Origin of the sequence: Aggregatibacter sp. oral taxon 458 str. W10330 (assembly GCF_000466335.1) — a bacterium.
Taxonomy (GTDB): Bacteria; Pseudomonadota; Gammaproteobacteria; order Enterobacterales; family Pasteurellaceae; genus Aggregatibacter.
Genome location: NZ_KE952617.1, coordinates 1 through 9,044, shown reverse-complemented (window position 1 = coordinate 9,044; position 9,044 = coordinate 1). Strand labels below are relative to the sequence as shown.

General features: G+C 43.7%; 8 protein-coding genes and 1 pseudogene. 4 read left to right on the top strand and 5 right to left on the bottom strand.

What is annotated here, in order from left to right; all coding sequences use genetic code 11:
- Positions 1–711 (top strand): annotated as a pseudogene (locus HMPREF9065_RS09970) (IS5 family transposase); the annotation flags it as partial.
- A gap of 414 nt (positions 712–1,125) precedes the next feature.
- Here HMPREF9065_RS09970 and pta read toward each other — a convergent pair.
- Both pta and HMPREF9065_RS02360 read right to left on the bottom strand, forming a co-directional pair.
- Entirely contained in the window at positions 1,126–3,261 is a 2,136-nt protein-coding gene (gene pta / locus HMPREF9065_RS02355; protein ID WP_021616626.1) for a phosphate acetyltransferase, read from the bottom strand.
- A gap of 71 nt (positions 3,262–3,332) precedes the next feature.
- On the bottom strand, positions 3,333–4,535 hold the full coding sequence (locus HMPREF9065_RS02360; RefSeq protein ID WP_021616625.1) for an acetate kinase: 1,203 nt from the start codon (positions 4,533–4,535) through the stop codon (positions 3,333–3,335).
- A 293-nt stretch (positions 4,536–4,828) separates the two neighbouring features.
- Between HMPREF9065_RS02360 and yfbV the strand changes: the two genes are divergently transcribed.
- The 3 genes from yfbV (at position 4,829) to purF (ending at position 7,520) form a co-directional block, all read left to right on the top strand.
- Positions 4,829–5,272, top strand: a complete 444-nt coding sequence (gene yfbV, locus HMPREF9065_RS02365) for a terminus macrodomain insulation protein YfbV (protein ID WP_021616624.1) — start codon at positions 4,829–4,831, stop codon at positions 5,270–5,272.
- Between the two features lie 177 nt (positions 5,273–5,449).
- Positions 5,450–5,995, top strand: a complete 546-nt coding sequence (locus HMPREF9065_RS02370; RefSeq protein ID WP_021616623.1) for a CvpA family protein — start codon at positions 5,450–5,452, stop codon at positions 5,993–5,995.
- Between the two features lie 13 nt (positions 5,996–6,008).
- Positions 6,009–7,520 (top strand): amidophosphoribosyltransferase, encoded by a 1,512-nt coding sequence (purF, locus tag HMPREF9065_RS02375; RefSeq protein ID WP_021616622.1) that lies wholly within the window; start codon positions 6,009–6,011, stop codon positions 7,518–7,520.
- A gap of 91 nt (positions 7,521–7,611) precedes the next feature.
- Here purF and HMPREF9065_RS02380 read toward each other — a convergent pair whose 3' ends face one another.
- The 3 genes from HMPREF9065_RS02380 to HMPREF9065_RS02390 form a co-directional block, all read right to left on the bottom strand.
- A complete protein-coding gene (locus HMPREF9065_RS02380; protein ID WP_021616621.1) occupies positions 7,612–7,917 on the bottom strand; it encodes an ArsR/SmtB family transcription factor in 306 nt (101 codons plus the stop codon).
- A 113-nt stretch (positions 7,918–8,030) separates the two neighbouring features.
- Entirely contained in the window at positions 8,031–8,561 is a 531-nt protein-coding gene (locus tag HMPREF9065_RS02385; RefSeq protein ID WP_021616620.1) for a rhodanese family protein, read from the bottom strand.
- A 66-nt stretch (positions 8,562–8,627) separates the two neighbouring features.
- Entirely contained in the window at positions 8,628–8,819 is a 192-nt protein-coding gene (locus HMPREF9065_RS02390) for a YgaP family membrane protein (protein ID WP_021616619.1), read from the bottom strand.
- Positions 8,820–9,044 lie beyond the last annotated feature (225 nt).

The following is a 9,044-nucleotide window of genomic DNA, read 5'->3' as shown; positions in this document are numbered from 1 at the left end:
GATTACAGCACCTTATGCCGCTACCGCAACTGGCTGGCGCAAGACAACACCCTGTCCGAATTGCTGGAACTGATTAACCGCCAACTGACCGAAAAAGGCTTAAAAGTAGAGAAAGCATCTGCCGCCGTCATTGATGCCACCATTATTCAGACTGCCGGCAGCAAACAGCGTCAGGCCATAGAAGTCGATGACGAAGGACAAGTCAGCGGTCAAACCACACCGAGTAAAGACAAAGATGCCCGTTGGACAAAGAAAAACGGTTTATACAGACTCGGTTACAAACAACATACCCGTACCGATGCGGAAGGCTATATCGAGAAACTGCACATTACCCCCGACAATGCCCATGAGTGCAACCACCTGTCGCCTTTGCTGGAAGGTATAGCCGAAGATACGACCGTCTATGCCGATAAAGGCTATGACAGTGAGGAAAACTGACAACATCTGGAAGAGCGTCGACTGCAGGATGGCATTATGCGCAAAGCCCACCGCAACCGCCCGCTGACGGAAGCGCAAACCAAACGCAACCGATATTTGTCGAAGACCCGTTATGTGGTCGAACAAAGCTTCGGGACGCTGCACCGCAAATTCCGCTACGCCCGGGCAGCCTATTTTGGTCTGCTCAAAGTGAGTGCGCAAAGCCATCTGAAGGCGATGTGTTTGAACCTGTTGAAAGCCGCTAACAGGCTAAGTGTGCCTGTTTGCGCCTAAAAGGCGGCCGGATTCCTGATTATCAGGTATCCGGGGAGGATTAAGGGGGTATTTGAATAGAATCAGTGGATATTTGAAACAAAAACAGCCGAAAATCTGTGTTTAGGTTTCGGCTGTTGGAGGAAAGGCTTTTTTGCAAAGGTCTCAAATAACGTTCCGTGTGTGGTTTATTTGTGCAACAAGTTGCACGCTACGTACGAAATTGTGTATGCCCTAGTTACATAACGTTCTGTGCGTGGTTTATGCGTGCATCAAGATGCACGCTACGTACTGACCGCACTTTTTACTGTGAATAAGTAGTTTATTTGGATAAAAAAATGGATGAATTAATTCAATTATTTAGGTAAATAAAAAAGGCTTTCATCATGAAAGCCTTTTCTTTTGCACGAAAGTGCGGTGTGTTTTTCAAGCGTTTTATTGTGTTGCTTGAATTGCCGTTAATGCAATGGTGTACACGATGTCATCAACCAACGCACCACGGGACAAGTCGTTCACCGGTTTGCGCATACCTTGGAGCATCGGGCCGATAGAAACAAGGTCGGCGGAACGCTGAACCGCTTTATAGGTGGTGTTACCGGTATTCAAATCCGGGAAGATGAATACGGTAGCTTGACCGGCAACCGGAGAATTTGGTGCTTTAGAACGAGCCACATCTTCCATCACTGCCGCATCGTATTGTAATGGACCATCGATGAGTAAGTCAGGACGTTTTTCTTTCGCAATACGAGTCGCTTCTTTCACTTTTTCAACGTCTGCACCGCTACCGGAAGAGCCGGTAGAGTAGGAGATCATCGCCACTTTCGGCTCGATACCGAAGGATTTCGCCGATTCGGCAGATTGAATGGCAATTTCGGCTAATTGTTCTGCGGTCGGATCCGGATTCACCGCGCAGTCACCGTAAACCAATACTTGATCCGGTAATAACATGAAGAAGATGGAAGAGATAATGGAGCTACCCGGTGCGGTTTTGATAATTTGCATCGGTGGGCGAATGGTGTTGGCTGTGGTGTGAACTGCGCCGGATACCAAGCCATCCACTTCGTTGGCTTCTAGCATCATGGTGCCAAGTACAACGTTATCTTCTAATTGTTCACGCGCCATGGTTTCTGTCATGCCTTTGGCTTTACGTAATTCCACTAAACGTGCAACATAGTTTTCACGTACGCTTGCCGGGTCAACAACAGTGATGCCTTTGACTAATTTCACGCCTTGCGATTCAGCAACGCGTTTTACTTCTTCAGGGTTGGCTAACAAGATACATTCTGCGATACCACGTTCAGCACATAAGATGGCCGCTTTGATGGTACGTGGTTCATCCCCTTCCGGTAATACGATACGTTTATTCGCCGCACGGGCTAATTCCGTTAATTGGAAACGGAATGCCGGTGGTGATAAACGACGTAAACGGCTTGAAGCTTCAACTAATCCGTTAACGAAGGCGGCATCTAATTTTTCGCTGGTGTAGCGTTTGATGTTTTCAATGCGCTCTTTATCGTCAACCGGTACTTCAAGATTAAAGTTTTGTAGGCTTAAAGCGGTTTGCCAGGTGTTGCCTTCAATACGGAAAACCGGCAATTTTTTGTTTTCAAAAACATGCTGACAAAGTTTGTTGATTTGAGGATCTAATTTGTAACCGCCGGTTAATAATAAACCGCCGATTTCAATACCGTTGGACACCGCAAGTGCCGCTGCCACGATCACATCCGGGCGGTCAGCAGAAACCACGAGTAAGCTTCCGGCACGGAAATGTTCCACCATGTTTGGCAAACTTCTTGCACAGAAAGTGATACCACGAATACGACGGTTTACATCGCCTTCATTAAGAATGGATGCGCCTAAATGTTTAATTAAATCAATCGCACGGGTTGCGATAAGATCTGCAGACCATGGAATACAAGCCAATAAGTTGAGCTGGCTTTGTGCAAATAATTTTACCAACTCGGATTCGCTGTTGTGGCTGTGTTGGAAAGAATCGAAAATTTCGCTTAAATCTGGGCGGGTTCTGCCGGATTCATCTACTGGCGCATTGAATTTGTTCACGATCACGCCAAGAAGATTTTTATTGTTTTGACCGCCAAATAGAGAAGCTGCGGCTTCAACACGTTCTTTTAATTGTGCCGGGGTTTCTGTGGCCGGTGCCGCAACTAATACGATTTCTGCATCAAGTGCTTGGGCGATTTCGTAGTTTATGCTATTGGCGAAAGAATGTTTGCGGGTTGGAATCAAGCCTTCCACAATCACAATTTCATTGTTTTTAGCAAGGCGTTGATGATTTTCAACGATTTTTTCTAATAAAACATCAGATTGATTTTGACCGATCAGCGATTCTGCCACGCTGAGCATAAACGGCTCAGCTGTTTCTAAACCGGTGCTGGTGCGCACGATAGAGGTTGTACGGTCGATAATATCTTCACCGGTATTTGGTTGAGAAATAGGTTTCATGAAACCGACTTTGGCACCTTTTTGTTCAAGTGCGTTGATTAAACCAAGCGTTACGCTGGTTAAACCTACGCCGGTGCTAATCGGAATTAAAATAATAGTACGAGACATAATTTACCTTCGATTGGAATAGAGGATGAAAAAGAAACTGCCGAATAAATCGGCAGTTTATAGATTACGTTTTAGATGCAAAGACGTGCGGTGTCTTGTGCGATCACTAATTCTTCATTGGTTGGAATCACCATGGCGATTGGGGTGTTGTCAGCGGTAATCACGCCTTCTTTACCAAAACGGGCAGCCATGTTTTTCTCATTATCCAATTTATAACCGAATAATTTTAAGTGCGATAAGGTGAGTTCGCGTACGTGCGCAGAGTTTTCACCAATACCGCCGGTAAAGACGATGGCATCCAAACGCTCACCGATAACGGCCATGTAAGAACCGATGTATTTCGCTAAACGGTAGCAATAAACATCTAATGCACGTTTTGCCGGGATTTCTTTGTCGTAGTTGTCTTCGGCATAACGGCAGTCGCTAGTGACTTCGGTTAAACCAAGCAAACCGGATTTTTTCGTTAAGGTGGTGTTGATTTCCTCAACGGACATGCCAAGGGTGTCGTGCATGTAGAAAACGATAGCCGGGTCGATGTCACCACAACGGGTACCCATGACTAAACCTTCTAGCGGGGTTAAACCCATAGAAGTATCGATACATTCGCCATGACGAATCGCGGAAACAGAACCACCATTACCTAAGTGGCAAGTGATCACGTTGACTTTGTCTTCTGCCACGCCTAAACGTTTTGCCGCTTCACGGCTGACATAATAGTGGCTTGTACCGTGTGCGCCGTAGCGACGAACACCGTGATCGCGATATAAAGAGTAAGGTAATGCGTATAAGTACGCTTCTTCCGGCATGGTTTGATGGAATGCGGTATCAAATACCACCACGTTTTTCTCTTTCAAATGCGGGAAGAGTTTGAATGCTTCTTTGATGCCGATTAAGTGTGCAGGGTTGTGCAATGGTGCAAATTGAATTGCATCTTCAATGCCTTTAACTACTTCATCGGTAACAATAACGGAAGAAGTGAATTTTTCGCCGCCGTGTACGATACGGTGACCGATAGCAACAACGCCTTTTTGTAATTCAGGATCAAGCGAGAAAATGTTATTAACAACAAAATTTAACGCTTCGGCGTGAGCGGCGCCGGCACCTAAATCAGCCTGTCCTTTTTCGCCGTGTAATTTCCATTTAATACGGGCTTCAGGTAAGTAAAACGCTTCGGCTAAGCCGGACAATTTTTCTTCGCCGGTGGCAGGATTCAAAATAGAAAATTTTAATGAAGAGCTACCACAATTGAGGATTAGGACTAATTTTTCAGACATAAGCGACCTATACGGGTTTGAGTTAAACAAAATTCGTTCAAATATTGAACGAATAATAGAAAATTAAACCGCCATAGAATACACCCTTCACCTTTTAAAATAAATTCTTAACATCAAAAAATGCGACCTGAATCAAAAAAATTTAGCAATTTTTTTACATTTCGTAAGTGATTCATTTTTCCTGAAAAAAAGATTACTAAAGAAGAGGTATGAATATGGAAAATTAAAAAATCCGTCAGTTTATGTTATGTTGAGCAACCTGACGTTGAATTGACACAAAGGATAAGCATGACATGGGTTTTTATCGCACATTAAAAATAGGGCAACACTATTTAAATAGTTGGCCTTTAGAACCAAAGTTAGGCGCTATTTTCCCCGAAAATCGCATTATTAAAGCAACCTTATTTGCCCAGAAAATGATGCCGTTTCTCGCGGTATTATTTGTGGTGTGGCAGCAAATTTATGCACGAGGGGATAACATGGCGCTTGCTGTTGCGGTGTTAAGCGCTTTATTTGCGTTATGTTTGCCTTTGCAGGGATTTTATTGGTTAGGCAAACGCGCACAAACGGCATTGTCCCCTCAAAGTGCGGTCGGTTTTCAACGCGTTTTTGAAAAATTGAGAGAGACGCAGGATACCTTACCTTCTTTCCCCGACAAGCCCACCTATTTGGATTTGGCAAAGTTACTGAATCTTGCTCAGAAAAAATTACCCCGTGATTTTTGGCAGGAGCTTTAATTCCCCGATTTTCTCTATATTCCCAAACATAACAATGGTATAGTGACGCCCCTTTGCTTCTTTGTGCAAAAGGGCGTTTTTTAGTGCGTAAATTTTTGCGCAAACGGTTTCGTTTTTTGCTAGAATAACGCCCGTTGCAAATAGAAGTGTCTTTTTCAACACTTTAGAGATGATTTGATGATTGATTACATTATTATCGGCATTATTGTTTTTTCCGTTATTGTCAGCTTATTACGCGGTTTCGTCCGCGAAGTGATGTCACTAGCCAGTTGGATTGTGGCATTTTTTATTGCAAGCAATTTTTATGTGTATTTGGCGGGTTTGTTAACTTCCATTGAATCCCTGTATATCCGCAATGGTGTTGCCATTGCTATCTTATTTATTGTCTCATTGATTGTTGGCGCTATCGTGAATTATGTGTTAGGTCAGTTAGTGGATCGCACCGGCTTAAGTGGGACAGATCGAGTCCTTGGTGCTTGCTTCGGGCTATTACGTGGCGTGCTCATTGTGGCGGCAATGTTATTTTTCTTGGATACGTTCACCGCGTCAAATCAAAGTGATTGGTGGAAAGAGTCAAAATTAATACCGCACTTTCGTTTTGTGGTGGATTGGTTCTTCCAACAGATACAAGCAAATTCCAGTTTTTTAAATTCAACCTTGAATTTGGAGCAAGTGACTACGCCGGCTTCAAATCCAACCCCAACTTCAACTCAGAATCAGTAGAGGAACAACGTGTATGTGCGGTATTGTCGGTATTGTCAGCCAAACCCCGGTAAATCAAGCCATTTATGATGCCTTAACGGTATTACAACATCGTGGGCAGGATGCGGCGGGCATTGTCACCATTGATGACGAAAATCGCTTTCGTTTGCGTAAGGCGAACGGCTTGGTGAGTGATGTGTTTCAACAAGTGCATATGTTGCGCTTGGCGGGCAATACCGGTATCGGTCATGTACGCTATCCGACAGCAGGAAGTTCCAGTGTCTCTGAAGCCCAGCCGTTTTATGTAAACTCGCCTTATGGCTTAACCTTGGTACATAACGGCAATTTAACAAATTCTGTCGAATTGAAGGAAAAACTCTTCAACCTTGCCCGCCGTCATGTGAACACTAATTCCGACTCAGAACTTTTACTGAATATTCTTGCGTATCACCTCGATCAACCGCAAAAATACGCGTTAACGCCGCAAGATATTTTTAATGCAGTGAAACAAACCCATGAAGATATTCGCGGTGCGTATGCCTGTATTGCGATGATCATTGACCATGGCATGGTGGCGTTTCGTGATCCCCATGGTATTCGTCCTTTAGTGTTAGGTAAACGTGAAGAGCATGGCAAAACCGAGTATATGTTCGCTTCGGAAAGCGTGGCGTTAGATGTGGTGGGATTTGAGTTTGTGCGTGATGTGGCACCGGGAGAAGCGATTTTTATAACTTTTGATGGCGAGTTGTATGCTCAACAATGTGCTGACAATCCCGTGTTAACGCCGTGTATTTTTGAATATGTCTATTTTGCCCGTCCGGATTCTTGCATTGATGGTGTTTCCGTGTATGCAGCCCGTGTGCACATGGGACAACGTTTAGGGGAAAAAATCGCCCGTGAATGGCAAGACATGGATATTGATGTGGTGATTCCGGTGCCGGAAACCTCAAATGATATTGCATTGCGTATTGCTAATGTGTTGAACAAACCTTATCGCCAAGGCTTTGTAAAAAACCGTTATGTTGGTCGTACATTCATTATGCCGGGACAAGCGCAGCGCGTGAGTTCGGTTCGCCGTAAGTTAAATACCATTGCCGCAGAGTTTAAAGGCAAAAATGTCTTGTTGGTGGATGATTCTATTGTGCGGGGAACCACCTCTGAACAAATTGTGGAGATGGCTCGCGCTGCCGGCGCGAAAAAAGTGTATTTTGCTTCCGCTGCACCAGAAATTCGCTATCCGAATGTGTATGGCATTGATATGCCAACACGCAGCGAATTAATCGCCTATGAACGTAATACCGATGAAATTGCCAAACTGATTGGCGTTGATAAATTGGTGTTCCAAGACTTAGCGGATTTAACCGGTTCCGTACAACAAGAAAATCCGGCTATTCAATCATTTGATTGCTCGGTGTTTACTGGCTGTTATGTTACCGGTGATATTACCGAAGCCTATCTGGATAACATTGCTGAGCAACGTAACGATGCGGCAAAGAAAAAACGCGAAAAGGATTCTTCTAATCTTGAAATGCACAATGAGAGATAAAGAGGAAATGGTTTAGATAAACTTGTCCAACTTAAACGATACAAAAAAACGCAGCGTTAAACCTGCGTTTTTTTGTATTGGGTGATGAGAATCATACTTTTTCGGAGGGAACTTCACAGAAAAAGCGATGTAATACGTTGATCATCTCAGCAACTTTCGGATCTTTAATGTAATACACGCGCTCCCGATGTTTGACCTCGCTCGCCACTAATCCGGCTTTACGTAAAAGGGCTAATTGGTTCGACATGGCTGCCTGCGGCATATTCAATTTGACGGTTAATTCGGTGACGTTATAGCGTTGTTCGTGTAAACAACACAAAATCACCAAGCGATTCGGATTGGCCAACAATTTTAAAAAGGTACTGGCTTCTTGACTTTTTTCGAAGATATCTTTCATCAGATCCTATTTTAGTATTTGCACATTGTGGGAATAAGAGCGCGTATTTTACACGTCCTGTCCGCTGAAACCAATAACTGATCCGTTTTTTAACAATTCCACGCACTAATTGGTTAGCGTCGGTTCCATGGCATGAGAGAGAGAAGTTTTGCCATACCACAAAAACCGCTTATTCCGGCAAAGGTGAGGCCGGCACCGACAAATGCGGGTAGCCAATAAAAATAAGGCGAAATCCACCATCCCAACAACGAGCCCAGTAAAATTAAGCTTCCTGCCACGATTTGGACTTGACGCATAATCTCAATGGGTTGTGACGGATTAAATCGCGTAGCAAGCCCGGCGTTTTTCCAGCCTGTTATCCCATCTTGAAGCAGATAAGCTTCACAATGATTTTCTTGTGCCAACTGTTTCAAAAAGTCAGCTTGGCCGGCGGTTCTTGCCCCGGATTTACAGTGAAAAATAAGGCAACTTCCTTGTTTTAAGGTTTTGCTCAATCCTTGATGTTGTAATTCGTCCAGCGGTTGTAGAATTGAACCGTCGATATGTTCGCGGTGATATTCTTCCGGTTGACGAATATCGATTAATATGGCGCCGGCAGCTAATTTGTCTTTTGCTTCCATGGCGGAAATGATGGAAATCGTCATAGTGTGTGTTTTTCTCAGAATAAATAAGCGGCATCATTGCCAATGAGGAAATGATGCCTTAATGCATTATTTTTTTAATGGGCAGGTGCTAATGCCAAGTAATGAATAAAGACCACAGCGTGAGAAGAGTCCGGTCAATAACGGCACAACACCAATCCATCCCCACCAACCGATGACGTTCGTTAACGTGAGTGCGATAAGAACGACCCCTAACAGGATGCGAATGATTTTATCTATACCACCAACGTTTTTGTTCATATTTGTCTCCTTAGTTTACAGTAATAATTAACAAAGATTTAACATATAAAAATTGTATTATATGATATGAATAATTGTCAAAACTTTTTTGCGCATTGAGCTTATTTTTTATAACAACAAATGAGGAGGAGCATGAGAAAGCCTCATTTGTCATATTAAAACAACAAAAAAACAGACCGCACTTTGATTGCTTAGAATCGTAGCGTGCAACTTGTTGCACGAAAT